Consider the following 26,709-nt stretch of genomic DNA (forward strand, 5'->3'; position numbering starts at 1 on the left):
GCCCGGGTGGCGATTGCCTGGCCGGGGACTAGCTGAAGGCGGAGAAACCGGTAATCTCCCGGCCAACGAGCAGGGACTGGATGGAATCGGTGCCTTCGTAGGTGGAGACGACCTCCATGTCGGTCATATGCCGGGCGACATGGTTCTCCAGCAGCACACCGTTGCCGCCGAGCATGTCCCGGGCTTCGGAACAGATCCAGCGCGCCTTCTGCGCCGTGTGCATCTTGGCCAGCGACGCCATGGGCCCGGTCATGCGTCCGTCCTCGGCCAGGACGGCAAGCCGGAAGCAGATCAACCGCATGGCCGTCAGTTCGGCGAGCATGTTGGCGAGTTTGTTCTGCACCAGCTGGAAGCTGCCGATCGGTTTACCGAACTGGTGCCGGGTCTTCGCGTAGTCCACCGCGATCTCGTAGGCCGCCATTGCGTGGCCGAGGGACTCCCACGAGGCTCCGCTGCGGGTGGACGTCAGAACGCGGGTGACGTCCTTGAAGGAGTGGCAGCCGGTGAGCCTATTGTCCGCCGGTACCCTGAGTCCTTCGAGGGTGATGTCCGGCTGGAGGATCGCCCTTTTGCCGATCTTTCCGGTGATGACCTCGGTGTGATAGCCGTCCGGGTAGCTGCCGTCGTCGTTGCGCTCCATCACAAAGGCCTTGACCTTGGCGTCCTCGTCGTCGCGGGCGAAGATAATTACGACGTCGGCCATACTGGCGTTGCCGATCCACCGCTTGCGGCCGTTGATGATGTAGTTGTCGCCCTCCCGCCGAGCGCTGGTCTCCAGGGCCACCGAATCGGACCCATGGTCCGGTTCGGTCAGGGCGAAGGCACCGATTTTGTCCAGGGTGGCCATCGCGGGGAGCCAGCGCTGCTTTTGTTCCGCGCTGCCGAGCATGTTGATGGTGCCCATGGCCAGGCCGGACTGGACACCCAGGAACGTATTGACGGAGCCGTCGCCGCGGGAGACTTCCGCCGCGACGATTCCGGCGGCGAGCCGGCTCAGCCCGGGGCAGCCGAATCCGGTGATGGTGGTTCCTACGATGCCGAGGGCGGCGAGTTTCGGGATCAGCTCGAACGGGAACTCGGCGCGCTCCCAGTAGCCGTTGATAACTGGCAGCAGGTCCCTGTCGACGAAGCTGCGGACCTTCAGCCGAAGGGCGCGGTCCTCGGCGGTGAGGAAATCATCCAGCAGGTAGAAGTCGGTGCCTTGTGCGGCCGGTTCCGGTGTCATTGGGTCAGCTCCAGGGGTGGGTGATCGGGAATCTGCGGTTCACGGGGTTCCGTGTTTGCCGGTGTGGGCCGGAACTGGGCGAGCCAGTGCCGTTCGCGTTCCGCCAGGGGCCGCGACTTGCCGGTTTCGGGCCACACTGAAACAAGCACTGTCCGGCCCTCGACGGCTACAGCGCCGTTTTGGGTGCCGGTGAATTCGAGGCCGACGGAGCTGGTGCCGATCCTGCTGACCGCGAGTTCAACGTCGAGGTCTTCGCCGTAGTGGATCGGCCGCCGGTAGTTCAGCTCGAGGGCTGCCACTACGGTGGGGGCCGCGTCGGTTGAGTGGACTCCCTGCATCGTGGCCCGCCATTTGAGTCTCGACTCCTCCAGGAGTGTCACGACGGCGGCATGGTTGACGTGGCCATTAAGGTCCTGGTCCGACCACCGCGGGGAGATCCGGGTCCGGTATGCCTCAGGCATGGGCCAGCGTTTTCTGGTGCAGCAGCCAGTTCCGGACCAGCTCGGAGCTTTCGTTGAGCTCCGGCGGTGCGAGTGAGTAGTCCACCGGGGTGCGGGAGTACTCGACGGGATGCCGCACGGTGGGAATCTGCCGCGCCCCGCTGCCGGCCAGCACTACCGGCTGCAGCCCGAGCTGCTCGGCGAAATCAACCCCGCCGCGGACATCCTGGATCGGCGCGCACGGCAGCCCCGCCGCGGAGAGCTCAGAAAACCACTGCGCGGCGGACTGGGTGGCCAGCCGGGCGTGGAGGATGTCGCGCAGCTCGTCCCGGTGCGCATTGCGTTCCCGGGTCTTGGCGAACTTCGGGTGCCGGCCGACTTCGGGGATCGCCAGCGCCCCGCAGAGCCGGACGAACTGGGCATCATTGCCCGTGGCGATGATGATCATGCCGTCGCCGGTCTGCATCGGTGCGTACGGATACATACTGGGGTGCTCGTTGCCCATCCGGGCCGGCACCACACCGCCGGTCACGTAGGCCGCGGACTGGTTCACCATGCCGGACAGTGCGGAGGTCAGGAGGTTCAGCTCCACCAACTGGCCTTCGCCGGTCTGGTCCTTGTGGTGCATGGCCCCGAGGATGCCGATGGCCGCGTGCAGGCCGGTAATAACGTCAAAGAGGGCGATGCCGGCCCGGTACGGCTGCGTGTCCTGGTCACCGGTCAGGCTCATCATTCCCGAGGCGGCCTGCACAAGCAGGTCATAGCCCGGGATGTGCGCGCCTGCCCCGGTGCCGAACCCGGTGATGGAGGCGTAGATGATGTCCGGCTTCAGCTCCGCGGCTGCGGCATAGTCCAGACCCAGCCGCGCCATGTTGCCGGGCTTGAAATTTTCGATCATAACGTCCGCTGAGCGGATCAGCGAGCGCGCCACGTCAAGGTCCTCCGGGTCCTTCAGGTCCAGGGCAATGGAGTGCTTGTTGCGGTTCACCGCCAGGAAGAATGTGGCCTCGCCGTCGCGGACCGGGGGCATGTAGGTGCGGGTGTCGTCGCCGTCGGGGCCCTCGACCTTGATGACTGTGGCGCCCATATCAGCCAGCAGCATGGTGGCGTACGGACCAGCCAGCACCCGGCTGAAATCCGCGATGACGACGCCGGCCAGGGGCCCGGTGCCTTCCCGGCCCAGGACGTCAACGCCGGGCCCGGCTCCGCCTGCGGCGGGGCGGTTGCGCCCGCCGGCCGCCGGTTTACTGCTCGGTTGTGTCATTCTGTACCTCCGGTATGTGGTCTGCATCACCTACCCTCGCAAGCGGATTGATCCGCGTCCAATACGCATTTGGTGCTGGATTGATACCCCACCGCCATCAATGCCTATTTCGTTGTGTTGGGTATCTTGGGCATATGAACAATGACGTTTACCTGAGCGGAAGCTGACCTGGCGTGGAAATACAACAGATCCGGGCCTTCCTGGCCGTGGCCGAAGAATTGCACTTCGGCAGAGCCGCGCTCCGGCTCCACATGGCTCAACCGCCGCTGAGCCGGTCCATTCAACGGTTGGAACACGAACTCAAGGCACCGCTCTTTGTCCGGAGTACCCGGACGGTCCAGCTAACGCCGGAGGGCGAGGCACTGCTGGCGCCGGCCCGGGACATCCTGGCGGCCTGCCGTCGCTCAAGCCTCGCGGTCGCCTCGGCAGGCCGCGGCGAAACCGGTCGCGTGCGGGTCGCGTTTGCCGGCGTTTCCTCCCACGTGATGGTGGGCAAGCTCGCCAAGCGCGTCCGGGAGGCGCATCCGGGAATTGATTTTGAACTGTCCAGCTCCAACTTCGCCCTGCCGGCGATGGACAAGGTCCTGAGCGGTGCCATGGAGGTGGGCCTGGGCCGCTGGAACTTCATCCCGGCGCTCCTGGACTCGCGGATCGTGGCCAACGAGCGGCTTGTGGTGGCCTTGTACGAAGCCCATCCCCTCAGCGGCCGCGATTCGCTGAACATGGCCGACCTTGCGGATCAGCCCTTCGTCACCCTGCCCGAGCACCCGGGATCGATCCTCCATGACCACCTCCGCAGGCTGTCCGGCGACGCCGGCTACGCCGCGGAGATCGTCCAGGTGGCCCCGGACTCCCAGACGCTTATGGCGCTCGTCGCCGCGGAAATCGGCGTCGCCCTGACGGTGTCTTCGGTACCGGAGAACTTCAACCACCCCGGGGTCATCTTTCTGCCGCTGGACGGCCCGGCCGAGAACATCCAGTTGCGGCTGGTCTGGCGGAATGACAACACCAGCCCGGCACTGCGGGAGGTCCTTCGGCTCTCGGAAGAAGTCTTGCCGTCGCCGGACGCAGGCGCTCATTGATACGCCCAGGACATCAGCGGCCGCAGGATTTGGTATTGGATCTTCAGCAATCCAGCTGTCACAGTGGTCGGAGCTCGACGGGCCTGAAGTAGACCCGCCGTTAACTAGCCGCATCCGACGCCAGGAGAACAAACCGTGACCGTAACCGCACCCGCCCTGGCCCTCGACGATGTGCTCAACCTGGACAGCCTCCTGAGCGCGGATGAGCTGCAGTTGCGAGGCACTGTCCGCGACTTCGTGAACAAACGCATCCGGCCCTACATTGCCAGCTGGTACGAGGACGCCCACTTCCCCTTGGAGCTGGTCCCCGAACTCGGGAAGCTGGGCGTCCTCGGGATGCACCTAAAGGGCTATGGCTGCCCCGGCCGCAGCGCCGTCGAATACGGCCTGGCGGCCATGGAACTGGAGGCCGGGGATTCCGGGCTCCGGACCTTCGTCAGCGTCCAAGGCTCGCTGGCCATGAGTGCCATCCATAAGTGGGGGTCCGAGGAGCAGAAAAACGAGTATCTGCCGGCCATGGCCCAAGGCAGGACGATCGGCTGCTTCGGGCTGACCGAGCCAACCGCCGGCTCCGATCCGTCCAGCATGGCGACTTTCGCGGAGTCCGACGGCAACGGCGGCTGGGTCATCAATGGCGCAAAACGCTGGATCGGGCTTGCCTCAGTGGCCCAGATCGCGGTCATCTGGGCCAACACCCGCGAGGGAATCCGCGGATTCATCGTGCCCACGGATACACCCGGCTTCACCGCGACGCCCATCGGATCCAAGCTGTCCATGCGGGCATCAATCCAATGCGACATCAGCCTGGCCGACGTCCGGCTGCCGGCCGCGGCGCTCCTCCCCGGCGCCCGCGGGCTCAGCGGCCCGTTCTCCTGCCTCAACGAAGCCCGCTACGGCATTATCTGGGGTGCCATGGGCGCGGCCCGGGACTCCTACGAATCCGCCCTCGCATACGCGCAGGAGCGACTGCAGTTTGGCAAGCCCCTCGCCGGCTACCAGCTGACCCAGGAAAAGCTCGTTAATATGCTGCTGGAAATCCAGAAAGGGACGCTCCTGGCCCTGCATACCGGACGACTGAAAGACGCCGGGACGCTGGAGCCGGTGCAGATTTCGGTGGGAAAGCTGAATAACGTCCGTGAGGCCATCGCCATCTGCCGGGAAGCGCGCACCATCCTGGGCGGGAACGGCATCACGCTGGACTATTCTCCGCTCCGACATGCCAACAACCTCGAATCCGTGCGCACCTATGAGGGCACCGACGAGGTCCACACCCTCATCCTGGGCCAGCGCATCACGGGCATCTCCGCCTTCCGCCAAGGCTGAAGGCGCCTTCCGCAGCCGCTTCAGCGGGCGGGCATTAGTCCCGGATGGCAAGCCGCACCGGCCCGGAGTTGGCCAACCCGGCCGGGGCCGCCCTTGGTGTTAGAGATCCTTCAACCGGTACAGCATCAATGCCACGTGCAGGGAGGTCCGGGATTCCGGCTCATCCAGTTCGAGGCCAAGCTTTCGTTCCAGGCGCGCCAACCGCGAATACAGTGTTGGCCGGCTCAGGAAGCTGGTGCGGGCCAGTTCGGCCTTATTCCCCTGAGCTTCCAGGTATTTTTCAAGCAGCAGCAGTTCCTCGGACTCGTTTCCGCCCAGAATTCCCGCCAATTCGCCTTCCACGAACGTCTGGACCCGCGGATCACTGCGCAGGAGAGCCAGCAGCCCCCGCAGCCGGATGTCGGCAGCGCGATAAAACGGCTTGCCTCGTTTTTGCAGCGTGCTGGCCGCTTCGGCTACGTGATTCGCCTCATCAAGTCCGGCGGCGGCCAGCAGGAGGGAACCCTGCGGATGTCCAATGCCGGCAGCCCACTGCAGGTCTTCGGCGCTGTCTGCTGCCAGGCGGCGAAGCTCGGCGCAGATTCTCGTGACGGCCCCCTCCTCAGCCTGTTTCGGCGGCAGGCCAAGCAACAGGGCCACCGTGCCGGTCTGCAAACTTGCAGCCAGGGCAGAGTACTTCAGCGATTGAAGCGAGCGGTTCACCGATTCCAACAGCGCCCGCTCCCTTCGCTGGAGGGCCAGGGGGCCCTCGCCGCCCCGCGGGTCCAGCCGAAAGACCACGGGCACGTACATCTGATAGCTCCGGAGCCCCAGCGCACCTGCCCGCGCCTGGGCCTCGGCTTCACTGAGGGAGCGCGGTTGGCGGAGCTCGTGCATCAAACCCGCGCGTGCCTGGTATCCGAGTTCGCGCTGATCCCGTTCGGCGAATCGATTGATGGAAAGCGCCTGGCCTGCCCGTTCAAGCACCATCGACGCGTCCGTGTCATTGTCCAGCGTCACCGGCACCACCAGCCTGCCCCAGCGCTGTGAGCGAAGGCCGACGGGCGTCTGCAGCCAGTTTTCCTCACCGGTGCGTGTGGTGGCCTCGTTGAGATGGACAACGCGGGAGCGGTTCTCCCAGTCGTTGAGCAGCTTTCCGGCCGGAACGCCGGCACCGTCGAAGGCGAGGACCAAGTGCGAAATATTCTCGAGAACAACCGGCGCACCGATCAGCTGCGCCGCACGGGCGACGATCTCGTCCGCGCCGGCACTCTCCAGGCTGAGCAGCGTAAACACCTCATGAACATGCCTTGCCTTCTCAACCCGCTCCAGCTGCCCGGCGAGGATTATCTTGTGCACGTTTTCCGTGATTTCCACAAAACGCACCGGCTTGCGCACCAGGATCACCGGAATTCGAGCAGAAGCTGCCGCCTCGCGCAGCGCCCGTGACGCTTCAGCCCTGTCATCGAGGATTTCCACGATCACTCCTGCGGCGCCCAGGGACGCCAGTTCGGCCAAATACCGGGTGGCGGCGCTGCTGGAATCTTCAAAGGCCAGGCCCGTGGTGAGCACCAGCTCCCCGCCTTCAAGAAATCCCGTGAGGTTCCGGAGCTCGGCCACATGGATCCACCGCACCGGAGTCCCAAGCTTGCTGGCCCCGGTGAGGATCTCGGGATCCCCTTTCCTGACAGCAGGAAGGGAAAGGATGTGGTCAACGGTCAAGCGCATCTACACAGTGTAACTATTGGGCGGTTCTTTCGATCAGGGTGTTAGGGCGCTACCTGAGGCCTGCCCAGTCAGCCGGACCGGCACGAGGGGCGCGAAGAAGGCGCCGAGCTCCGCCGTTGCCGTCAGCGGCAGGACGTTGGCCACGTACTGGTCAGGGCGGACGATCACAATGACGCCGCCGCGGTCCAGGCCGCGCAGTTCGAAGATGTCCGCCGTCGGGTCGGTGCCGTAAACCTTCTCCAGATAGGTGAGCCGGAACGGGCCAACTTCCGGGGTAAACACCGCCGGAACAGCCGTGATGTCCACACCCGTGTGGTCCTGCTGGTAGATCACTTTCACGTCGAACCAGGCGTCGGCGTCCGCTCCGTCCGGGGTAGCTGCCAGCGGCGATTCCGGCGCGTTGGCCAACCAGGCGGCCAGCTCCGTCGTGGGCGACGGAGCGCCGGCCGCAGCCTGATCCGCGAAGACGTAGATACGCCACCGGCCATCCGCCGCGGCCTGGTGGCCGAGCTGAAGCGGGTTTGTGTCGCAGACGCGCTCCACCGGCGCGGATTTGAAGCGCTTGCCGACAGGAAATCCGGTAGCCAGGCCCTGGTGGGTCGCTTCGCCGACGATCATCGAAGGCGAGTACTCGGTCATAAAGCCCGCAGGAAACTCTGCCGTGCGCACGTAGAAGTCCTCGAGCTCGGAGGGGTTCTCGAACTCTTCGGGCTTCTTCGCCATCAGGGACGACCACAACTTGTCGAAGTCGATGAGGTTCTTCGCAACAACCTGCCGTTCGGCCGAGTAGGTGGAGAGCAGGCTCTCTGGGCTGCGGCCGTCAAGTACGTGACCGAGTTTCCAGCCGATGTTAAAGCCGTCCTGCATGGAGACGTTCATACCCTGGCCGGCCTTGGCACTGTGTGTGTGGCAGGCATCGCCGGTGATAAACACGCGCGGCGCGCGGATGCCGAGCTCCGCCGGAAGGACGTCGTCGAACCGGTCGGTAAGGCGGTGGCCCACCTCGTACACGCTGTGCCAGGCGACATTGCGCACGTCGAGAACGTAGGGGTGGAGGATTGCGCCGGCCTTGGCGATGATCTGCTCGATGGTGGTGTTGCGCACGGCGCCGTTGTCAGCCGGGTCTACCTCGCCGAGGTCGACGTACATTCGGAACAGGTGGCCGCCCTCGCGCGGGATGAGCAGGATGCTGCCACCCGTACCGGACTGGATGGCGCACTTGGTCCGGATGTCGGGGAAGTCCGTGCCGGCAACAACGTCCATAACCCCCCACGCGTGATTGGCTTTGTCGCCGGCGAGCGTGCAGCCGATCGAGTCGCGGACTTTGCTCCGGGCCCCATCCGCCCCCACAACGTACTTGGCACGGACAATCCGCTCGGTGCCTGCGTCGGGACCATCAGTATGGAGCAGCGTCACACTGACGGGGTATTCGCCGTCGCCGGCGACCTCAAGGCCCTGGAATTCCAGGCCAAAATCGGGGGCCATGCGGGTGGGCGCATTGGCCATAAACTCGGCGAAGTAGTCCAGCACCCGGGCCTGGTTGACGATCAGGTGCGGGAACTCGCTGATGCCGGCAGGATCGTCGGCGGCACGGGCCGCCCGGACGATGCGGGACGAATCCTTCGGGTCCGGCTTCCAGAACGCCATCTCGGTAATGCGGTAGGCCTCGGCGATGATCCGTTCGGCGAAACCAAAGGCCTGGAAGGTCTCTACGCTCCGGGCCTGGATACCGTCAGCCTGGCCGATGGCGAGCCTGCCACCGCGGCGCTCCACGATCCTTGTGGTCACTGCCGGGAACTGGGAGAGCTGGGCTGCCGCGAGCATCCCGGCGGGCCCCGTTCCGACGATGAGGACGTCGACGTGCTCGGGAAGCTCGGCGGGGCGTTCGATCCCGACGCCGGCGGCCGGCTGGACTCGCGGGTCACCGGATACGTAACCGTGGTGGTGGAACTGCACGGGCTTTCCTCACTTCGTTGTGTGGCGGACTCTCGCCGAGACGGCGTTCGATAATAGAACAGACTGTTCGATAATAGAACTCGAACACTGGTTCCTCACTCTACGGCACCTATGACGCAGGTTACAAGTGCCCAAAAAGATCCGGACGCAGGGGTTGACGACGTGTCCGCTGCGGGGCATTCTTATCGTATACGATTTCGTACTCGATGAGGAGCTACTTTTGGAACAGGTCACCGACCACACCCTGGCCGCGGCCCGCAAAGTCATCGCGGTGCATATTAACTACCCCAGCCGGGCATCCCAGCGCGGCCGCACCCCCGAGCAGCCGTCCTACTTCCTGAAGCCATCGTCCTCCCTGGCCCTCAGCGGTTCAACGGTGGAGCGTCCGGCCGGGTGCGAACTCCTCGGCTACGAGGGCGAGATTGCGCTGATTATCGGCAAGCCCGCCCGCCGGGTGGGCATCGAGGACGCCTGGAGCCACGTCGAGCGGGTCACGGCCAGCAATGACCTCGGCGTCTATGACCTCCGCTACGCCGACAAGGGCTCCAACCTCCGGTCCAAGGGCGGCGACGGCTTCACCCCCGTCGGGCCCGGACTGCTCGCCGCGGACGCCGTGGACCCGGCCGGCCTGCGGATCCGCACCTGGCACAACGGCCAGCTGGTCCAGGACGACACCACCGGGGACCTGCTGTTCCCGTTCGCCCAGCTGGTCGCGGATCTGTCCCAGCTGCTCACGCTCGAAACGGGCGACATCATCCTGACCGGCACTCCCGCCGGCGCCTCCGTTGCCAAGCCCGGCGACGTCGTCGAAGTAGAAGTCAGCGCCGGCGAACTGACCACCGGCCGGCTCGTGACCACTGTCGTGGACGGCCTGACGCCGTTCGCGGACTTCGGCGCGCAACCGAAGACTGACGATCTCCAGCGCGAGGAGGCCTACGGGTCCCGCGCCGCCGCCGGGCTGCCCGACGTCGGCGGGACGGCGCCGGAACCGGCGTTAACGCCGGAGCTGAAGGCAAAGCTGGAGAGCGTGAGTACCGCTACCCTGTCCTCCCAGCTGCGCAAACGGGGCTTGAATAACGTCAGCATCGACGGCCTGCAGGCCACCCGCCCGGACCAGCGGATCGTGGGCCTGGCCCGGACTCTGCGGTTTGTGCCGAACCGCGAAGATCTTTTCAAGACCCACGGTGGCGGCTTCAACGCGCAGAAGCGCGCCATCGATTCGGTGAACCCGGGCGAAATCCTGGTGATGGAAGCCCGCGGCGAAAAGGGCACCGGAACCATCGGCGATATCCTGGCCCTGCGCGCCCAGGTCCGAGGCGCCGCAGCAATCATCACCGACGGCGGCGTGCGGGACTTCGCCGCCGTCGCCGCGATGGAGATGCCCACCTACTACGCCAACCCGCATCCGGCAGTGCTGGGACGGCGCCACATTCCCTGGGATACTGACGTCACCGTCGCCTGCGGCGGCACCACCGTCCAGCCCGGCGACATAATCGTCGCCGATGCGGACGGCATCCTGGTTATCCCGCCGGCCCTCGCGGCGGAACTCGCAGACGATTCCATTGCACAAGAACGCGAGGAAGTCTTCATTTTCGAGACGGTTCAGCAAGGCCACAGCGTGGACGGGCTTTACCCGCTCAACGCCGCCTGGCGGGCCCGCTACGAAGAATGGGAAGCAGGCAAAGCCCGTGACTGAGACTGCCACCGCCGGAAATGCAGCCGGAACAGGGAACGCGGCCAGCAAGTCAGAAATGGCGTACTCAGTGGTGAAGGCCCGGATCGTGGACGGTACGTACTCCCCCGGCTACCGCCTGGTGCTGGCCAAGATCGCCGAGCATCTCGGCGTCAGTGTGGTCCCGGTCCGCGAGGCTATCCGCCGGCTCGAAGCTGAAGGGCTGGTGACGTTCGAGCGGAACGTCGGGGCCACCGTTTCCGGCATCGACCCCACCGAATACCTCTACACCATGCAGACCCTGAGCATCGTCGAGGGGGCCGCCACAGCCCTGTCAGCTCCGCTGATCGGGGAGGCGGACATTGCCAGGGCACGGGCGGTCAATGCGGAAATGCGGGACTGCCTGGAACACTTCGATCCCGACCGCTTTACCCGGCTTAACCAGGACTTCCACAGCGTCCTGTTCGAGCACTGCCCCAACCCGCACATCCTGGACCTCGTCCACCGCGGCTGGAACCGGCTGGCCTCGCTGCGGTCCTCCACGTTCCGTTTTGTCCCCGGCCGAGCCCGCGAATCCGTGGCCGAACATGAGGCCCTGCTGCGGCTGATCGAGACGCGGGCCGGCGCCGACGCCATTGAAAAGGCGGCCCGCAGCCACCGCAGCGCCACCCTTGACGCGTACCTCGCCCAGGCAGCAGCACCTGCCGACCAGACCCCCCTTAGCAGTTAGGAAAACAACAATGACGTTTACTGCCCCCGCCGCCGCGACCACCGCCCACTACGTTCCGCAGGACCTGCCCACCCACATCCAGCACTACATCAACGGGGAGTTCGTCGACTCCGTCGGCGGGGCGACCTTTGATGTGCTCGACCCGGTATCGAACGAAAATTATGCCACCGCTGCGGCCGGCCAGAAGGAAGACATCGAACTCGCCGTCGCCGCCGCCCGCGCAGCGTTCGTCAACGGCCCGTGGCCGAAAATGAAGCCCCGGGACCGCGCCCGCATCCTGAACAGGATCGCCGACGCCGTCGAGGCCCAGGAGGCACGCCTTGCCGAACTGGAGACGTTCGACACCGGCCTGCCGATCACCCAATCCCGGGGCCAGGCGCTCCGGGCAGCAGAGAACTTCCGCTTCTTCGCGGACCTGATCGTGGCCCAGTTCGATGACGCCATGAAGGTTCCGGGCTCGCAAATCAACTACGTCAACCGGAAGCCGATCGGCGTCGCAGGCCTCATCACGCCCTGGAACACCCCATTTATGCTGGAGTCCTGGAAGCTCGCCCCGGCCCTGGCCACCGGCAACACTGTGGTGCTCAAGCCCGCCGAGTTCACGCCGCTGTCCGCGTCGCTGTGGGCGCAGATCTTCAAGGATGCCGGGCTTCCTGACGGCGTCTTCAACCTGGTCAACGGCCTCGGCGAGGAAGCCGGCGACGCCCTGGTCAAGCATCCGGACGTCCCGCTGATTTCGTTTACCGGCGAAACCACCACCGGGCAGACGATCTTCCGCAACGCCGCGGCGAACCTCAAGGGCCTGTCGATGGAGCTGGGCGGGAAGTCCCCGTGCGTGGTGTTCGCGGACGCCGATCTGGACGCCGCGATCGACTCCGCCTTGTTCGGGGTCTTCTCGCTCAACGGCGAGCGCTGCACCGCAGGTTCCCGTATCCTCGTGGAGCGTTCGGTGTACGCGGAGTTCTGCGAAAAGTACGCCGCCCGGGCGAAAAACATCGTCGTCGGCGATCCGCACGACCCCGCCACCGAAGTCGGCGCGCTCGTGCACCCTGAGCACTTCGCGAAGGTGGCCTCCTACGTGGAGATCGGCAAGTCCGAGGGCCGGCTCCTGGCCGGCGGCGGACGACCGGAGGGACTGCCGCACGGGAACTACATCGCCCCCACCGTCTTCGCCGACGTCGCCCCTGACGCGCGGATCTTCCAGGAGGAGATCTTCGGTCCCGTCGTCGCGATCACCCCGTTCGATGACGACGACGAAGCGCTGGCTTTGGCGAACAACACCAGGTACGGCCTGGCCGCCTATATCTGGACGCAGAACCTGACGCGCGCCCACAACTTCGCGCAGAACGTGGAGGCTGGAATGGTCTGGCTCAACAGCCACAACGTCCGGGACCTCCGCACCCCCTTCGGCGGTGTCAAGGCCTCCGGCCTGGGCCACGAAGGCGGCTACCGCTCCATCGACTTCTACACCGACCAGCAGGCCGTTCACATCACCCTCGGCACCGTCCACACGCCCAAATTCGGCGCCTAACCAGCCTCCTCAACGAAGAGAGAAGACCATGAGCACCTTTGTCCCCACCCCCTCCGTTCCAGCCCCCGACATCGTCCGCTGCGCCTACATGGAGATCGTCGTCACGGACCTCGCCAGGTCCCGCGCCTTCTACGTGGACCTGCTTGGCCTGCACGTGACCGAGGAAGATGAAAACAACATCTACCTGCGTTCCCTGGAGGAGTTCATCCACCACAACCTGGTGCTGCGCAAAGGCCCCATCGCAGCAGTTGCCGCATTCGCGTACCGGGTGAAGTCCCCGGCCGAGGTGGATGCCGCAGAGGCCTACTACAAGGAACTCGGCTGCCGGACCGAACGCCGCAAGGACGGATTCACCAAAGGCATCGGTGATTCTGTCCGGGTCGAGGATCCGTTGGGCTTCCCCTACGAGTTCTTTTACGAGACCGAGCACGTCGAACGCCTCACCCAGCGCTACGACCTCTACTCGGCCGGGGAACTGGTCCGCCTGGACCACTTCAACCAGGTCACTCCGGACGTCCCGCGCGGCCGGAAGTACCTCGAGGATCTCGGCTTCCGCGTCTCCGAGGACATCCAGGACTCCGACGGCGTCACCTACGCTGCCTGGATGCACCGCAAGCAGACAGTGCATGACACCGCCCTGACCGGCGGCAACGGCCCCCGGATGCACCATGTCGCATTCGCCACGCACGAGAAGCACAACATCATCCAGATCTGCGACAAGATGGGCGCCCTGCGGATCTCGGACCGGATCGAACGCGGTCCGGGCCGGCACGGCGTGTCCAACGCCTTCTACCTCTACATCCTGGACCCCGACGGGCACCGGATCGAGATCTACACGCAGGACTACTACACCGGCGATCCTGACAACCCCACCATCACCTGGGACGTGCACGACAACCAGCGACGCGACTGGTGGGGCAACGCAGTGGTCCCCTCCTGGTACACCGAGGCCTCACTGGTCCTGGACCTGGACGGCAACCCGCAGCCCGTCATCGAACGGACGGACGCCTCCGAGATGGCAGTCACAGTGGGCGCCGACGGATTCTCCTACACCCGCGCAGCAGGCGCCGAAGCGGAGGGCTTTAAGCTCGGGGCGCAGCTGTAGCCATGCTGGATGCCAAGACGATCGAGGCCATCGCCGACGAACTGCTGGAGGCCGGCCGCAGCCGGACCCCGGTACCCCGCCTCACTTCCCGCCACCCGGGCATGACAGTGGAGGACTCCTACGCCGTCCAGCAGCTCTGGCGCCGCCGGAACGAGGACGCCGGCCGGTCCCTGGTGGGCCGTAAGATCGGGCTCACCTCCCGGGCGATGCAGGTGGCCACCGGCATCACGGAACCGGACTACGGGGCGATATTCGATGACATGGTCCTGGAAACCGGCTGCTCGGTGCCGTGGGAGAAGTACACGCACCCCCGGGTGGAGGTGGAACTCGCGTTTGTGCTGAAGAAGGACCTGGCCGGTCCCGGCTGCACAGTCTTCGACGTGCTGAACGCGACCGACTATGTGGTTCCGGCCCTGGAGATCCTGGACTCCAGGATCGAAATGGAGGGCCGGACCATCGTGGACACCATCGCGGACAACGCAGCGATGGGGGCCATGGTGCTGGGCGGCAACCCGGTCCGGCCGGATGCCGTGGACCTGCGCTGGGTCTCCGCGATCCTCTACAAGAACCAGACAGTGGAAGAGACCGGTGTCGCAGCCGGCGTCCTGGACCACCCCGCGAACGGGGTGCACTGGCTTGCCAACAAGATTGCCGCGCACGGGGACAGCCTGAAGGCCGGGGACATCATCCTGGCCGGCTCCTTCACCCGCCCCGTCTGGGTTTACGCTGGCGATACCATCCACGCAGACTACGGACCGCTGGGAGTCGTGACATGCCGCTTCGAGTAGCACCGGAGAGCACTTTCCGCGACGCGCTGGCCGCGGCGGGCCGGCCGCTGGCGGGTATGTGGGTCTGCTCCGGCAGCCCGCTAGTCGCCGAAATCTGCGCCGGCGCGGGCCTGGACTGGCTCCTCATCGACGCCGAACACAGCCCCAACGGACTCGAATCCGTCCTGGCCCAGCTTCAGGCCGTCCACGGTTACCCGGGGCAGGTGCTGGTCCGGCCTCCGGTCAATGACACAGTGCTGATCAAGCAGTACCTGGACCTTGGCGCCCAGAACCTGCTGGTGCCGATGGTGAACTCCGCGGCTGAGGCCCGGGCCGCCGTCGCCGCCACCCGGTACCCTCCGCACGGTGTCCGGGGGGTCGGCTCCGCGCTGGCCCGCTCCGGCCGCTGGAACCGGATCCCGGATTACCTCGCCCGAGCCGGGCAGACCATCAGCCTCACCGTGCAGATTGAATCAACTGCGGCCGTCGCCGCCGTTGAGGACATCCTGGCGGTCGACGGAGTGGACGCCATCTTCCTCGGACCCTCCGACCTCGCCGCCTCCATGGGACTGCTCGGACAGCAGGAACATTCCGAGGTGCGCGCCGCCGTCGAACACTGCCTCACAGCCGCCGCGACGGCCGGCAAACCCGCCGGCGTCAACGCCTTCAACCCGGACACCGCGCGGCGCTACCTGGCCGCCGGGGCATCGTTTATCCTGGTCGGCGCGGACGTCGCCGTGCTGGCCCGGGCCTCGGAGGGCTTTGCCCAGGCATTTATTCCGGCGGTTGATTCCGCCGGCCAGCAACCCGCCAGCTACTAGCCTGCCCGCGAACACAGCTGTGCCCGGGACCGCCAAGGTCCCGGGCACAGCTATTTGCTAATCGGTTCCGCGCGGCCGCCACACCACCAGCGCCTGGGACCTGGCCCGGGGGCGTTTGCCGCGGGCCAGGCTGACGACGTCGCCCGCGGCTCCCGCCGCGAAGATGCGGGCGTCGAGGGGGCGGGAGCGGCGTTCGAGTTCGCCGCTCAGCTCGGCGACGCGCCGCTGCAGGGCCGCCACCTGGTTCTCCAGCTGGAGGATCCGCTTGATGCCCTCGAGGGAGACGCCCTCCTGCGAGAGCCGCTGTACCTCGCGGAGCATGGTGATATCCCGCTGGGAATAGCGCCGTGACTTGCCGGGGGCCCGGCTCGGGGACACTATGCCCAGCCGGTCATACTGTCGCAGGGTCTGCGGGTGCATGTCCGCCAACTCCGCAGCGACGGAGATGACGAAGATCGGCTGCTCGAAGTCGATGGCCATGGCAGGCATCCGTTCCTAGAGCCGGGCCCTGGCTGCCAGTTCGGCGCGGACATCCTCACCGGCGGTGGCCGTAGCGAAGGACTTGACAGCCTCTTCGGCCTCCTTGTTCAGCTTCCGCGGGACGGCGAGGTCGATGACGACCAGCAGGTCACCGGTGGCCTTGGTGTGCTTGACTCCGCGTCCCTTAACACGCAGCGTGCGGCCGGACGGGGTGCCGGCAGGCACCCGCACCTTTACCTTGTCGCCGTCGATGGTCGGAACCTCGATGTCCGCGCCCAGGGTTGCCTCCGGGAAGGTAACCGGTACGTGGATTCGCAGGTTGTCCCCGTCGCGGACGTAGAAATCGTGCGGCTTTACCGAGACGGTCACCATCAGGTCCCCGTACCCGGCCGGCCCGTACTGGCCCTTGCCGCGGACGCGGACTTTCTGGCCGTCCTTGATGCCTGCGGGAATACGGACGTCGATGACTTCGCCGTCCGGTTCACGCAGCCCGATGGTGGTTCCGCGGATGGAGCCCGCGAAGGAGATCGAAGTGGACGCCGTCCGGTCCGCACCCTTTTGCGGGGCACGCTGGAAGGACTGGCCGCCGCCGAAGCCGCCGCCGGCTCCGCCGCCGAACAGGTCCGCAAACTCAGGAGGAAGCCCGCCGCCGGCGCCGTAGCCGCCGGACTGACGGCCGCCGCCACCGGTGAAGAGTCCGCCGAAAAGGTCTTCAAAACCGGCTCCGCCGGCCCCCGGGCCACCGCCTCCCGGGGCGAAACGCGCGCCGCCGCCCATGGCCCGGATGGCGTCATACTGCTGGCGCTCGTCTGCATCGGAGAGCACGGAGTACGCCTCGGAGATGTCCTTGAACTTCTTCTCCGACGCGACGTTCCCCGAGTTGGTATCCGGGTGGTGCTGGCGCGCGAGCTTCCGGTAGGCCTTTTTGATGTCCGCGTCGGAAGCGTCCTTGGCGACACCAAGGATCTTGTAAAAGTCCTTGTCCACCCAATCCTGGCTAGCCAATGGCGTTTCCTTTCAAATCTGTGTGCCGAAGTGACAGTTCGCGCCAATGTTCCTTATAAACACCGGAGCGAACTGTCACCTCGATGACGTTACTGCTAGGCCGGGACCGCCACGATGACCTGGGCTGCCCGCAGGACCCTGTCGCCGGACTTGTAGCCCGAGCGCAGGACCTGGCTGACGGTGTCAATTTCGACATCCGTGCCGGGCTGCTGGATGAGGGCCTCGTGGATCGTGGGGTCGAACTCCACGCCGGTCTCGTCAATGCGCACCAGGCCGTAGGTCTTCAGCGCATTCTCCAGCTTGGCGGCAATCGCGGCGAACGGGCCGTCCGTAAGGTCACCGTGCTGCCGGGCGGCGTCGACGTCGTCGAGCACCGGGAGCACCGAGTTCAGGACGCCAATGACGGCCATCTCCCCTGCCACGGCGCGGTCACGTTCGACGCGCTTGCGGTAGTTGACATACTCAGCCTGCAGGCGGCGCAGGTCATTTCTGAGCTCCTCCGCCTCAGCACCGTCGGCGCCCTGGGCTACGGAATCCTCGGCCGGTACGTCAACGCCGTTGAGGATGTCCTCCGCCTGGGACAGCGCGTCCCCGGAGTCGGATTCCCGTGCGGCGGCGCGCTCCTGGTCGGGGTGGCGGGCCTGGCCGGTCTTCGGGTCAACCTTGCGGTTGTCGTGGATGATCGGTTTCTGCGGCTCGTTCTCCCGCTGCTGACCGTCGCCACGGCTCCCGGAAGAACCGTGCTCTTCTTCGTTACCGTGATGCGGCATGATTACTTCTTCTCGTCTTCGTCAACGATCTCGGCGTCGACGATGTCCTCGTCGGCTCCCGCTGCGGGCTCGCCGGCAGCGGCACCCTCGGCGCCGTCCGGAGAACCGGCCTGGGCGTAGATGGCCTCGCCGAGCTTGGTCTGGGAAGCCTGCAGCTTCTCAAACGCCGTTTTGACGGCCGAGTCATCGGTTCCTTCGAGGGCAGCCTTCAGGGCGTCGACGTCGGCCTGGACCTCGGTCTTGACCTCTTCAGGCAGCTTGTCGGCGTTGTCAGCGATCAACTTGTCCACGGAGTAGGCCAGCTGCTCGGAGGTGTTGCGGGTGTCCGCTGCCTCGCGGCGGGCCTTGTCCTCGGCTGCGTGCTCTTCGGCGTCCTTGACCATGCGGTCGATGTCTTCCTTGGAGAGGCTGGAACCGCCGGTGATGGTCATGGACTGTTCCTTGCCGGTGCCCTTGTCCTTCGCCGAGACGTGCACAATGCCGTTGGCGTCGATGTCGAAGGTAACCTCGACCTGCGGCATGCCGCGCGGCGCCGGTGCGATGCCGGTCAGTTCAAAGGTACCCAACGGCTTGTTGTCCCGGGTGAACTCGCGCTCGCCCTGGAAGACCTGGATGGCTACCGAGGGCTGGTTGTCATCGGCAGTGGTGAAGGTTTCCGAGCGCTTGGTCGGGATGGCCGTGTTGCGCTCGATCAGGTGCGTCATGATGCCGCCCTTGGTTTCAATACCGAGGGAGAGCGGGGTGACGTCGATCAGGAGGACGTCTTTACGCTCGCCCTTGAGGACACCGGCCTGCAGTGCGGCGCCGACGGCGACAACCTCGTCCGGGTTGACGCCCTTGTTCGGCTCTTTGCCGCCGGCCAGGTCCTTGACCAGGTCGTAGACGGCAGGCATCCGGGTGGAACCGCCGACCAGCACGATGTGGTCGATCTGGGAAAGCTGGATGCCGGCTTCCTTGATGACGTCATGGAACGGCTTTTTGGTGCGCTCAAGCAGGTCCTTGGTGAGGTCCTGGAACTTGGCGCGGGTCAGCTGCTCATCCAGGTGCACCGGACCGTCGGGGGTGACGGAGAGGTATTGCAGGGAGACATTGGTGCTGGACGAGGAGGAGAGTTCCTTCTTGGCCTGCTCGGCTGCTTCACGCAGGCGCTGCAGGGCGATCTTGTCCTTGGACAGGTCGATGCCCTTGACCTTGAGCTGGTTCAGCAGGTAGTCGACAACGCGCTGGTCCCAGTCGTCGCCGCCGAGGCGGTTGTCGCCTGCGGTGGAGCGGACCTGAATGGTGGAGAAGTTGTCTTCGTCCTTGCCGACCTCAAGGAGGGAAACGTCGAAGGTTCCGCCGCCGAGGTCGAAGACGAGGATGAGCTCGTCTTCCTTGCCCTTGTCGAGGCCGTAGGCCAACGCTGCAGCGGTGGGCTCGTTGACGATGCGCAGGACCTTAAGGCCAGCGATTTCGCCGGCTTCCTTGGTGGCCTGGCGCTCTGCGTCGTTGAAGTACGCGGGAACGGTGATCACAGCGTCAGTGACCTTCTCACCGAGGTAGGACTCGGCGTCGTTCTTGAGCTTCATCAGGATACGGGCGGAGATTTCCTGCGCCGTGTACTTCTTGTCGTCCACCCCGACGTTCCAGTCGGTGCCCATGTGGCGCTTGACCGAAGCAATGGTGCGGTCAATGTTGTTGACGGCCTGGCGCTTGGCGATCTCGCCAACGAGCACTTCGCCGGACTTGGAGAATGCAACAACCGACGGCGTGGTGCGCCCACCCTCGGCGTTGGCAATAACGGTGGGCTCGCCACCTTCGAGAACGGAGACGACGGAGTTGGTTGTTCCGAGGTCAATACCTACTGCACGTGACATGTGTTGCTTCCTTCTTTCCGGGGAATCTAGCTGAAATCGCTGCAGACCACTGGGATCCGACCGATATGAGCGATCTGCACTCAACTTTACTCCGGCTCGGGGCAATGTCAATCCAAAGTTGAGCGTCATCCGCTCAACCTCGGATTAACTTGCACCAGGAACACGCCGCAGACAGCAAAAACTCCCGGAATTCCGGGAGTTTCACTTGGCCGCCTGTCCACCGGCGACGAATTTCGCTGTCCGCGAAGGCCGCCGCCGGGTGCGGACCTGCCGCTTAGCCGTCCCCGCGGTCCGGCTCGCCCGTCGATTCCGTCCGAACGGGCGCCGCGCCGGCGGCGCCGCGGCCCGCACCGGGGGTGCCGGCGGCGCCGTAGTCGCCGTCCGGATACTCGCCCTCGTTCGCTGCGGAGGCCGGCGCGCCGACGCTACCTGCCGCGCCATAGTCGCCCTCGGGATAGTCGCCCTCTTCCACACCAACGGCCGTGGCGCCGCTGACGCCGGCATTGCCGTAGTCGCCGCTGGAGTATTCGCCTTCTTCGGCCTCGAGCGGGTTGTCCCCGGCGGTGCCTGCCGTGCCGTAGTCACCTTCGACATACTGACCCTCCGCGGCCGGGTCTTCGGGCTCCGGGGCCGTTCGATCAAACTCGCTGTTTTCGGACATGTTTGGATCCTTTCCGGAAGCCTCGGCGCGCCAGTCAGGCGCAGGGGCAGTCTATCGACCACCACCGGGAGGCAACAGGGTGAACTAAACCAGGATCATCGGCTGCTCCCGGGGTCGGCGGCTTGCGTCCCTGCCGGCAGGTCCGGTTGCGGCGCGGCGCCGGCAAGGCCGGCGAGTTCTGCCAGTGCAGCCAGGTGCAAGGCGAACAATTCATCCGGAGCCGCAAACGTTCCCTCGCCGTACTGCCCAAAGACCTCGAAGCTGATGGTGCCGAACAAGGCGCTCCAGACAAGCGCGCCGCGAGCCAGCAGGGCGTCCGGGACCGCCAGCCCCATCTCGCTGCGGATGCGCTGCAGGTCTGCGGCGAGTCCGGACAAAGCGGCGCCCTGACCGCCTGGCGCGACCAGCCCGCCGGCGCGGTAGGCGCCGTCGAGTACCGCCATCAGGGCGTAGACCACCCTGGTGCCCGGCCCCGTTGTTCGCTCGGCCGGCGCCTGGTACCCGGGCACAGGACTGCCGAAAAGGAGGCTGTAGCGCGCCGGCTCGCGCAGCGCCCAGCTGCGGACCGCGGCACCCAGGGCCCCGAACTGCCCGCAAAAGTCGGCCGCAGGTGCTGCAGCCACGGCGGCGTCGACTTCGTCGGCGAGCTCGTTGTAGGCATCGATAAGCAGCAGGGTCAGCAGCTCTTCGCGGTTCTCCACGTACCGGTAGACCGCCGAGGAGACGACGCCAAGGTCCCGGGCAACGGCGCGGAGGGACAGCGCGGCCGCCCCGTGAACTGCCAAATGCTCCCGCCCCAGGCGCACAATATCTTCAACGGTCCGGGCCCGGGCCCGCTCCCGGGGCGTGGTCGGCTTGCCGGATGGTGCGGTGGCGGATTGCGGCATGGCTTCAGCATTCCATAAACCAGAGCAGTGTCAACAAATGAGAGCACCGCTCTTGACTTAGCCAGGGATCGGCCGCATCCTGAGGTGAGAGAGCACTGCTCTCAGTTCCGGAGGTTGCCCCAGGAAAGGCGGCCGCGCCCGGACAGCCGCCGTCCGACCGGAATGAAAGCGAGAAATCGATGTCCCAGCACGCATCCCCGGAGGCAGAAGCCTCTACCTTATTTGTCGTCACCGGCGCCGGGCCGGTCGGCTGGACGGTTGCCGCACAGCTTGCAGCGGAAGGCCATCGGGTTCGGGTGCTTACCCGGTCCGGCAGCGGACCCGACCATCCCCGGATCGAAAAGATGGCCGTGAACGTGGCCAATCCGGCGCAACTTGGCGAACTGTTCCGCGGCGCCCACGCCGTGTTCCACTGCATTCACGGCTCCCAATACAGCGCAAAGGCATGGGCGGAGGAATTGCCGGGCGCAGAGCAGTCGGTTCTTGCCGCGGCGGGCGAGGCTGGCGCGGTCGTCGTTTTTCCGGAAAGCCTGTACTCCTACAGCGCTCCGGAGCGCCCGATGACGGAGGACGGCCCCCGCGCGGCTGAGGGCGGCAAGCGCGGGGTGCGGACCGCACTTCTGGCCGCCCGCGCGGCGTCCGAGACGGACACCGTGAGCGTGGTCGCAAGCGACTTCTTCGGCCCCCGGGTGCGCGGCGCACATGCGGGCGAGCGAATGGTGAAGCCGGTGCTGGCGGGCACACCGCTGGTGGTCATCGGCAAGGCATCCCTACCGCACTCCTTCACCTACGTGCCCGACCTGGCCGCCGCGATGATCCGGGCGGCGCAGGACCCAGCGCTGTGGAACCGGGTGTGGCATGCACCCACCGGCACCGCGGTGAGCCAGCGGCAGATCGCCCGCGCGTTCGCCGCAGCCGCCGGCGGTCGGGCGCCGCGGGTGGCCGCTGTGCCCGGCTGGGCTCTGCGGATCATTGGCCGGTTCTCCCCGGGAACGCAGGAACTGGTCGAAACCCTTTACCAGTTTGAGCAGCCGTTTGTGCTGGACTCACACGCCAGCGAGGCGGCCATGGGACTGCGGCCCACGCCGCTGGAGGAAGCAGCCGCCGCCACAATTGCCTGGTGGGGGGGCCAGGAACGGTAGCGGCGGCTGCGGGCTCTGGCTAGCGGATTCCTGCCTCCGCGGATGCCGTTTCAGGGGCGGCCGGCTCCGCGCGAGCGGCGGAGCGCGTCCCGGCGCGTCCCAGCTTGCCTGGCCACCAGATTCGCGGGCCGATGTCGTAGGCCAGGGCGGGGATCAGGAGTGAGCGGACCAGGATGGTGTCCAGCAGCACTCCGAAGGCCACGATGAAGGCCAACTGCGCCAGGAACATGATCGGGATGATGCCCAAGGCGGCGAAGGTGGCAGCAAGCACCACGCCGGCGGAGGTGATAACGCCGCCCGTGACGGCCAGGCCGCGCAGGATGCCGGCCCGGGTGCCGTGCTTAAGGGATTCCTCGCGGACCCGGCTCATCAGGAAGATGTTGTAGTCAACACCCAGTGCCACGAGGAAAACGAAGCCGAACAGCGGAACGGTGGCGTCTGCTCCCGGGAATCCGAAGATGTTGTTGAACACGAAGGCGGAGACTCCCATCGCGGCGCCGTAGGACAGGACCACCGAGGCGACCAGCAGGACCGGCGCCAGCACCGAGCGCAGCAGCAGCATCAGGATCAGGAGGATGACCGCGAGGACCACCGGAATGATGGTGACGAGGTCGCGCTGGGCCGTGGTGTTGGTGTCCAGGGCCGTCGCGGTGACGCCGCCGACGAGTGCACCGGCGTCGGTCTTCTTGAGCTCCCGGCGCAGATCGACAACAACGTTCTCGGCCTCGTTGGAGTCCGCCGCGAAGTTCAGTGTCGCGTTGATCAGGACCTTGCCGTCCCGGACCGAAGGAGTCGACGGTGCCGCGGGCGCACCCGGGGCCGCTGGCGCGCCGGTGATCGGCACTCCGCCGTCGGCCAGCAGGTAGGCATCCCCCACACCGTCAGTGGCTTTGGTCTTGTCCAGTACGTCCTGGGCCTTCGATTCTTCGGCGACGATCACGGCGGGACTGCCGGAACCGGCGTCGAAGTGCCGCGCCAGGGCGTCCTGCCCGTCCACCGCGTTGGAGGCAGTGAGGATGACGTCGGTCTGCGGGACGCCGTTTGCCTTGAGCTGCAGGACGCCGGCGGATGCTGCCAGCAGCAGCAGCACAGAGGTGATCCAGACGGCCCGGGGCCGGCGTGAAACAAGAGAACCGGTCGCGCGCCACAGGCCCTTCTGGCCCTCAAGTCCTGTGACGAGCTCGGGCTCGCGCTCGGTCTCCGGCAGCAGCTTGGGCCGGAAAGGCCAGAACGCAGTCCGGCCCAGCAGCGCCATCAGCGCGGGGAGCAGGGTCAGGGCCGCCAGGAGCGAGCACAGGATGCCGGCCGCCGCCACCGGGCCGAGGGCCTTGTTCGAGTTAAGGTCCGAGAACAGCAGACACAGGAGGGCGATGATAACCGTGGCGCCGGACGCCAGGATCGGCTCCCAGGCCGCCTTCCACGCGGTGAGGGCGGCGGCAGTGCGGTTTGTAGTGTGCGTCAAGGCCTCACGGAAGCGCGCCACATAGAGCAGCGCGTAGTCCGTCGCTGCACCGATCACCAGGATGGACAGGATGCCCTGGCTCTGCCCGTTGAGCTGGATCCAGCCGAGTTTGGCCATGCCGAAGACGAGCAGGATAGCGGCGGTGAGGGCAAAAACCGAGGTGAACAGCACCGTGATCGGCAGCAGCAGCGAGCGGTAGACAATCAGCAGAATCAGGAACACCGCGCCAAGGGCCACGAGCAGCAGAATGCCGTCAATGCCGGCGAAGGCGCTGACCAGGTCCGCGGTAAGCCCGGCCGGTCCGGTGACGAAGGTCCGCATTCCCGCCGGAGCAGATGCCTGTACTTCGTCGCGGAGTTCCTGGACCACTTGTTTCACCTCGTCGGATGAGCCGATCGGCACCACAAACTGCACCGCTTTGGCATCCTTTGACGGGATGGGCCCCACGACTGTGCTGCCGGCGCCGAGCGCTTCCAGCTTGCCCTTAAGCGCCGCCGCCTCGCCGAGCTGGGCCGGGGTGAAGGCCGCGTCGTTCTCAATGACGATGACTGCAGGTATTTCCTTGGAGTCCCGGAACTTGGCCTGCCAGTCCTGGGCCTCCGTGGCTTCGGCTCCCGCCGGCAGGAAGGAGGCCTGGTCATTCGAGGAAACCTCGCTCAGCCGGCCAAAGGTCGGACCGCCGATCCCGGCGATGGCCAGCCAGGTAATAACAAGGAGGACGGGAACCAGCCAGCGCAGCCAGAAGGGGACGCGGGTACTGCCCTGTGATGTCTTGGTCATGGTTCCTTCTCGAACGGGCCTGGATCAATGCAATTGAGTCTATAATAGACTATCTCCACAATGGAGATAACCCTGAAAGTTAACTTCCCGAGCGTGAGCGCGGAATCAGCAAAGCTACGGTGCCACGGGCTGCTGAAGTAAACTCCGGAAGGCACCTGCTGCGAAGCAGTGGGCAAGGCAGAAGGAGAGAGGAAGGTTCGCGTGAGAGTTGACCCGCCGGAACTCCCCGGACCCCAGGGTCCGCCTCCGCTGGTGCGACTCCTGCAGGAGTTCAGCCTCGAGGCCAACCGCTACGTGGATTCCGCCGGCGGCCGCAACGACATGCACCGGACGGACCTCAATGCCTTGGGTGTGATCATGCAGCACACCGCGAGGAACCAGGTTGTCACGCCCGGAGTGCTCCGCAAGGAACTCCACCTGAGCTCACCCGCCACCACCGCCCTGATTGATCGGCTGCACAGTTCCGGCCACGTGGTCCGCGAACGGCAAGGCCCGGACCGCCGCCAGGTCCAGCTCAGGATGACCCCGAAGGCCTACCGCGACGGCGGAGCCATGTTCCAGCCGCTCGCCCGGCACATGGCGGCCGCGATGGCCGAATTCACCCCGGCGGAACTGGACGTCGCGACACGGTTCATGGCCGCGATGATCGAGGCGACTGTCAGGGCCGGCCAAGAGGCCGCACAACAGCCGGCACCGTCTCCCGCCGACCCGCGCTAGTTGGCGTTTTCGAGCGCCGCATCGGCAATACCTCCGGGGCGGCCCGCCTGCCGGCCAAGATGGCGGCCACGGCCAGCCCGAGCGGGACCACCAGTGCCCAGCCGCTGAAAAGCAGCACGGCCAGCATCACAGCAGCGGCCACAATAACCCCGCACCAGGCCGGCGTCCGTGCGGGCAGCAAACGAATCCCGGCGAGCAGGCCAAACGCGGTCACGGCGGTGAAACAGGCCGACGCCGCCCCGATCTGGAACTGCATGTCGCCCAGCCCGGCTGCCGCCGCCCCGAAGGACAGCAACGTCATCACGCCCAGCAGTGCAAGGCTGGCCGTGGGCACCTCCCCCGGACCGGCACCCCGCGCAAGGAGCCGCGGCAGAACGCCGTCGGACGCCAGGCTTGCCCCCAGCCGGCTGGCGCCGGCAACAAAGGTGTTGACCGGGCCGAAAGTCAGCACCGCGGCGGCGACGGCGGTCAGCGGCGCCGCGAGTCCGCCGAGTCCCTTCTCAAGCAGTTGCGCGATCGGCACGTCGCTGCCCGGAAGGGCTGGACCCAGCACGGCGAGCGAGGCCGACACGACGCCGAGATAGACCACACCGACCACGATCAGGGTGAGCCAGGTGGCCCGTTTGAGGTCACGGTCCGGGTGGCGGAACTCCCCGGCGATGTGCGTGACCGCCTCCCAGCCGGCGAAGCAGAAGAAGAGCAGGCTGGCCACGCCGCCCACGGCCCAGTAGCCGTGCGGCGCGAACGGCTCGAAGTTCTCCGCCCTGGCAAACGGCGCGGCCAGCGCGATGGCCAGTGCCAGCAGTCCGACGAGCAGCACCATCAGCACCAGCTGGATGCCGCTGGACATCCGGATCCCGACGGCGTTGCTCGCGAAGGCGGCGGCCAGCAGCAAGGCAGCGGCCACCAACGCCGTCCCGCGGCCGCCGCCCAGCGCGTGGGCGATGTAGTTCCCGCCAATCACGGCCGTCGCCGGGGCACCGAACGGAATTGCGAAGTAGAAGAGGTAGCCCGCCACGGCCGAGGCACGGCGCCCGTAGGCACGCGTGACGAAGTGGGCAATTCCGCCGGCGTCGGGCTGCTGGCGGCTCATCTCAGCGAAACTGAAGGCCACGGGGGTGCAGAACACCAGCAGCAGGGTCCAGGCCAGGAGCGACGCCGGCCCGGCCTCCTTGGCGGCGATGGCCGGAAGGACAAGGATGCCCGAGCCCAGGATTGCCCCGACGTAAATGCCGGTGGCCCGGAACAGGCCGAGCCCTGCCTGCTTGCTGCTGTTGGTTTTCACTCCTCTAATCATCCGCTGAACCGACCCTGCCGGAAGCGGCA

At 66.2% G+C, this 26,709-nt stretch carries 23 protein-coding genes; 10 read left to right on the top strand and 13 right to left on the bottom strand.

The window, feature by feature from the left end:
- Window positions 1-28 precede the first annotated feature (28 nt).
- From QMG72_RS13315 to QMG72_RS13325, 3 genes are read right to left on the bottom strand one after another with little or no spacing between them, the layout of a single operon-like run.
- Window positions 29-1,225 carry an acyl-CoA dehydrogenase family protein gene (locus QMG72_RS13315; protein ID WP_283480777.1) on the bottom strand — a complete coding sequence of 399 codons (1,197 nt, stop codon included), beginning with the start codon at window positions 1,223-1,225 and terminating at the stop codon, window positions 29-31.
- Window positions 1,222-1,686: an acyl-CoA thioesterase gene (locus QMG72_RS13320; protein ID WP_282358939.1), complete on the bottom strand. Its 465-nt coding sequence runs from the start codon at window positions 1,684-1,686 to the stop codon at window positions 1,222-1,224. Before QMG72_RS13320 ends, QMG72_RS13315 begins: the two co-directional genes overlap by 4 nt.
- Entirely contained in the window at window positions 1,679-2,929 is a 1,251-nt protein-coding gene (locus QMG72_RS13325; protein WP_226775263.1) for a CaiB/BaiF CoA transferase family protein, read from the bottom strand. Before QMG72_RS13325 ends, QMG72_RS13320 begins: the two co-directional genes overlap by 8 nt.
- Window positions 2,930-3,102: 173 nt before the next feature.
- Here QMG72_RS13325 and QMG72_RS13330 point away from each other — a divergent pair, with 173 nt between their 5' ends.
- Entirely contained in the window at window positions 3,103-4,011 is a 909-nt protein-coding gene (locus QMG72_RS13330) for a LysR substrate-binding domain-containing protein (RefSeq protein WP_226775262.1), read from the top strand.
- A gap of 135 nt (window positions 4,012-4,146) precedes the next feature.
- Window positions 4,147-5,334, top strand: coding sequence for an acyl-CoA dehydrogenase family protein (locus QMG72_RS13335; protein ID WP_282358944.1), 1,188 nt, complete (start codon window positions 4,147-4,149; stop codon window positions 5,332-5,334).
- A gap of 99 nt (window positions 5,335-5,433) precedes the next feature.
- Here the strand turns inward: QMG72_RS13335 and QMG72_RS13340 are convergent, their stop codons facing one another.
- Window positions 5,434-7,041: a PucR family transcriptional regulator gene (locus tag QMG72_RS13340; protein WP_226775260.1), complete on the bottom strand. Its 1,608-nt coding sequence runs from the start codon at window positions 7,039-7,041 to the stop codon at window positions 5,434-5,436.
- Window positions 7,042-7,074: 33 nt separating this feature from the next.
- Complete coding sequence (locus QMG72_RS13345; RefSeq protein ID WP_226775259.1) at window positions 7,075-8,997, bottom strand: FAD-binding monooxygenase; 1,923 nt, start codon at window positions 8,995-8,997, stop codon at window positions 7,075-7,077.
- A gap of 220 nt (window positions 8,998-9,217) precedes the next feature.
- On the opposite strand from QMG72_RS13345, the gene QMG72_RS13350 reads away from it, so the two are divergent.
- The 6 genes from QMG72_RS13350 to QMG72_RS13375 are packed head-to-tail and all read left to right on the top strand — an operon-like array spanning window position 9,218 to window position 15,623.
- Entirely contained in the window at window positions 9,218-10,693 is a 1,476-nt protein-coding gene (locus tag QMG72_RS13350) for a fumarylacetoacetate hydrolase family protein (protein ID WP_283480779.1), read from the top strand.
- Window positions 10,686-11,399 carry a GntR family transcriptional regulator gene (locus tag QMG72_RS13355; RefSeq protein WP_283480782.1) on the top strand — a complete coding sequence of 238 codons (714 nt, stop codon included), beginning with the start codon at window positions 10,686-10,688 and terminating at the stop codon, window positions 11,397-11,399. The genes QMG72_RS13350 and QMG72_RS13355 overlap by 8 nt, the downstream gene beginning before the upstream one ends.
- Window positions 11,400-11,409: 10 nt before the next feature.
- The gene (gene hpaE / locus QMG72_RS13360) at window positions 11,410-12,930 is read left to right on the top strand and encodes a 5-carboxymethyl-2-hydroxymuconate semialdehyde dehydrogenase (protein WP_282358949.1); all 1,521 of its coding nucleotides are present in this window, start codon (window positions 11,410-11,412) and stop codon (window positions 12,928-12,930) included.
- Window positions 12,931-12,958: 28 nt separating this feature from the next.
- Window positions 12,959-14,035: a 3,4-dihydroxyphenylacetate 2,3-dioxygenase gene (hpaD, locus tag QMG72_RS13365; protein WP_253031844.1), complete on the top strand. Its 1,077-nt coding sequence runs from the start codon at window positions 12,959-12,961 to the stop codon at window positions 14,033-14,035.
- Between the two features lie 2 nt (window positions 14,036-14,037).
- Complete coding sequence (hpaH, locus tag QMG72_RS13370; protein WP_226775254.1) at window positions 14,038-14,823, top strand: 2-oxo-hept-4-ene-1,7-dioate hydratase; 786 nt, start codon at window positions 14,038-14,040, stop codon at window positions 14,821-14,823.
- Window positions 14,808-15,623, top strand: coding sequence for an HpcH/HpaI aldolase family protein (locus QMG72_RS13375; RefSeq protein WP_226775253.1), 816 nt, complete (start codon window positions 14,808-14,810; stop codon window positions 15,621-15,623). Before hpaH ends, QMG72_RS13375 begins: the two co-directional genes overlap by 16 nt.
- A 57-nt stretch (window positions 15,624-15,680) precedes the next feature.
- Here the strand turns inward: QMG72_RS13375 and QMG72_RS13380 are convergent, their stop codons facing one another.
- The 6 genes from QMG72_RS13380 to QMG72_RS13405 all read right to left on the bottom strand — a co-directional run bounded on the left by QMG72_RS13380 (window position 15,681) and on the right by QMG72_RS13405 (window position 21,282).
- A complete protein-coding gene (locus QMG72_RS13380; protein ID WP_226775499.1) occupies window positions 15,681-16,103 on the bottom strand; it encodes a heat shock protein transcriptional repressor HspR in 423 nt (140 codons plus the stop codon).
- A 15-nt stretch (window positions 16,104-16,118) separates the two neighbouring features.
- On the bottom strand, window positions 16,119-17,108 hold the full coding sequence (locus QMG72_RS13385) for a DnaJ C-terminal domain-containing protein (RefSeq protein WP_226775252.1): 990 nt from the start codon (window positions 17,106-17,108) through the stop codon (window positions 16,119-16,121).
- 95 nt (window positions 17,109-17,203) lie between these two features.
- On the bottom strand, window positions 17,204-17,878 hold the full coding sequence (locus QMG72_RS13390; RefSeq protein ID WP_226775251.1) for a nucleotide exchange factor GrpE: 675 nt from the start codon (window positions 17,876-17,878) through the stop codon (window positions 17,204-17,206).
- A gap of 2 nt (window positions 17,879-17,880) precedes the next feature.
- The gene (dnaK, locus tag QMG72_RS13395) at window positions 17,881-19,734 is read right to left on the bottom strand and encodes a molecular chaperone DnaK (protein ID WP_283480787.1); all 1,854 of its coding nucleotides are present in this window, start codon (window positions 19,732-19,734) and stop codon (window positions 17,881-17,883) included.
- Between the two features lie 274 nt (window positions 19,735-20,008).
- Window positions 20,009-20,395, bottom strand: coding sequence for a hypothetical protein (locus tag QMG72_RS13400; protein WP_226775249.1), 387 nt, complete (start codon window positions 20,393-20,395; stop codon window positions 20,009-20,011).
- A gap of 95 nt (window positions 20,396-20,490) precedes the next feature.
- Window positions 20,491-21,282, bottom strand: coding sequence for a TetR/AcrR family transcriptional regulator (locus QMG72_RS13405; protein WP_282358953.1), 792 nt, complete (start codon window positions 21,280-21,282; stop codon window positions 20,491-20,493).
- Window positions 21,283-21,461: 179 nt separating this feature from the next.
- Between QMG72_RS13405 and QMG72_RS13410 the strand changes: the two genes are divergently transcribed.
- A complete protein-coding gene (locus tag QMG72_RS13410; RefSeq protein ID WP_282358956.1) occupies window positions 21,462-22,424 on the top strand; it encodes an NAD-dependent epimerase/dehydratase family protein in 963 nt (320 codons plus the stop codon).
- 19 nt (window positions 22,425-22,443) lie between these two features.
- Here QMG72_RS13410 and QMG72_RS13415 read toward each other — a convergent pair whose 3' ends face one another.
- Window positions 22,444-24,666 carry an MMPL family transporter gene (locus QMG72_RS13415; RefSeq protein WP_282358958.1) on the bottom strand — a complete coding sequence of 741 codons (2,223 nt, stop codon included), beginning with the start codon at window positions 24,664-24,666 and terminating at the stop codon, window positions 22,444-22,446.
- 201 nt (window positions 24,667-24,867) lie between these two features.
- Between QMG72_RS13415 and QMG72_RS13420 the strand changes: the two genes are divergently transcribed.
- A complete protein-coding gene (locus tag QMG72_RS13420) occupies window positions 24,868-25,383 on the top strand; it encodes a MarR family winged helix-turn-helix transcriptional regulator (protein ID WP_283480789.1) in 516 nt (171 codons plus the stop codon).
- Here QMG72_RS13420 and QMG72_RS13425 read toward each other — a convergent pair.
- The gene (locus QMG72_RS13425) at window positions 25,325-26,668 is read right to left on the bottom strand and encodes an APC family permease (protein WP_283480790.1); all 1,344 of its coding nucleotides are present in this window, start codon (window positions 26,666-26,668) and stop codon (window positions 25,325-25,327) included. The two genes, QMG72_RS13420 and QMG72_RS13425, sit on opposite strands and share 59 nt — an antisense overlap.
- Window positions 26,669-26,709 lie beyond the last annotated feature (41 nt).

The sequence above is a fragment of the Pseudarthrobacter sp. PH31-O2 genome (assembly GCF_030063265.1).
Taxonomy (GTDB): Bacteria; Actinomycetota; Actinomycetes; order Actinomycetales; family Micrococcaceae; genus Arthrobacter.

Excerpts from the sequence above, each read along its gene's own strand:
- hpaH (WP_226775254.1), top strand. The coding sequence starts at position 14,038 with ATGCTGGATGCCAAGACGATCGAGGCCATCGCCGACGAACTGCTGGAG.
- QMG72_RS13410 (WP_282358956.1), top strand. The coding sequence starts at position 21,462 with ATGTCCCAGCACGCATCCCCGGAGGCAGAAGCCTCTACCTTATTTGTC.
- QMG72_RS13400 (WP_226775249.1), bottom strand. The coding sequence starts at position 20,395 with ATGTCCGAAAACAGCGAGTTTGATCGAACGGCCCCGGAGCCCGAAGAC.
- QMG72_RS13405 (WP_282358953.1), bottom strand. The coding sequence starts at position 21,282 with ATGCCGCAATCCGCCACCGCACCATCCGGCAAGCCGACCACGCCCCGG.
- QMG72_RS13340 (WP_226775260.1), bottom strand. The coding sequence starts at position 7,041 with ATGCGCTTGACCGTTGACCACATCCTTTCCCTTCCTGCTGTCAGGAAA.
- QMG72_RS13375 (WP_226775253.1), top strand. The coding sequence starts at position 14,808 with ATGCCGCTTCGAGTAGCACCGGAGAGCACTTTCCGCGACGCGCTGGCC.
- QMG72_RS13380 (WP_226775499.1), bottom strand. The coding sequence starts at position 16,103 with ATGGCCATCGACTTCGAGCAGCCGATCTTCGTCATCTCCGTCGCTGCG.
- QMG72_RS13390 (WP_226775251.1), bottom strand. The coding sequence starts at position 17,878 with ATGCCGCATCACGGTAACGAAGAAGAGCACGGTTCTTCCGGGAGCCGT.
- QMG72_RS13315 (WP_283480777.1), bottom strand. The coding sequence starts at position 1,225 with ATGACACCGGAACCGGCCGCACAAGGCACCGACTTCTACCTGCTGGAT.
- dnaK (WP_283480787.1), bottom strand. The coding sequence starts at position 19,734 with ATGTCACGTGCAGTAGGTATTGACCTCGGAACAACCAACTCCGTCGTC.
- QMG72_RS13325 (WP_226775263.1), bottom strand. The coding sequence starts at position 2,929 with ATGACACAACCGAGCAGTAAACCGGCGGCCGGCGGGCGCAACCGCCCC.
- QMG72_RS13415 (WP_282358958.1), bottom strand. The coding sequence starts at position 24,666 with ATGACCAAGACATCACAGGGCAGTACCCGCGTCCCCTTCTGGCTGCGC.
- QMG72_RS13320 (WP_282358939.1), bottom strand. The coding sequence starts at position 1,686 with ATGCCTGAGGCATACCGGACCCGGATCTCCCCGCGGTGGTCGGACCAG.
- hpaE (WP_282358949.1), top strand. The coding sequence starts at position 11,410 with ATGACGTTTACTGCCCCCGCCGCCGCGACCACCGCCCACTACGTTCCG.
- hpaD (WP_253031844.1), top strand. The coding sequence starts at position 12,959 with ATGAGCACCTTTGTCCCCACCCCCTCCGTTCCAGCCCCCGACATCGTC.